The sequence below is a fragment of the Streptomyces sp. MB09-01 genome, from assembly GCF_033794505.1.
Classification (GTDB): domain Bacteria; phylum Actinomycetota; class Actinomycetes; order Streptomycetales; family Streptomycetaceae; genus Streptomyces.
The window spans coordinates 1-790 of record NZ_JARAYQ010000593.1; the positions used below are offsets into that span (position 1 = coordinate 1).

Annotated in this window: 1 pseudogene; it reads left to right on the top strand. The window is 81.1% G+C overall.

The window, feature by feature from the left end:
• Positions 1 to 790, top strand: a pseudogene (locus tag PV721_RS43630) (hypothetical protein); the annotation flags it as partial.

Sequence of the window (790 nt, forward strand, 5' to 3'; positions counted from 1 at the left end):
GGGTGGCGGTGACCGCCCTGGTGGCGCTGTCGGCCGGAGCCGCGGTGGTTCCGACGCTGCTGGCCCGGCTGCGGGTGCTGGAGGAGGTGTGGGCGGTGACCGCTCCGGCCCCGGCTCCGTACGCACCGGGTGCGGCGGGTGTCGTGATCCTGCTGACGGCGGCGGGGGCGGCCTGGTGGCTGACCCGGGTGCTGGCGCGGCCGGAGCCCGGGGTGGTGGCGGTGGTCCTGGCGTGGGCGGGGCTGTTCACGGCTCCGGTGCTGCTCGGGTTCCCGGCGGCCGCGGTGTTCGCCGCCCAGCTGGCGGTCACGGGCGCGGCCGGGGTGTTCGCCCTGCGCTCCGCCGCGCGCGGCGCCGGGATCGCGGCGGCCGTGTGCGCGCTGGCCGGCGCCGCGAACGTGTCCGTGGGCGCGCTGGACGGCCGGGTGGCGAGCTTCGCGGTGTGGGGGCTGCTGGGTGCGGCCTGCACGGCGGGGGCGGCGTACGGGCCCGCTCCGCGCCGGGTCCGCGCCGCGGCGGCGGTGTGCGCCGTCGGGTACGCCACGGCGGTGCTGGTGGCGGCGGCCGCGGTGACGGACCTGGCGGTGGTCTGGTGGGCGCTGCCGGTGCTCGCGGTCCCGGCGCTGGCGGCGGCTCTCGGGCCGCGGCTGGGCGGCGTACGGGTGCCCGTGGAGATCGCGGCGGCCGTGGCCGGCGCCCTTGCGGTGGCCCTGTCGGCCGGGCGGGCCGGGACGCTGGCGCTGGTCCTGGCGCTGGCCGGGGTGGTCTGTGCGGGGGCGGCGGTGCGTCC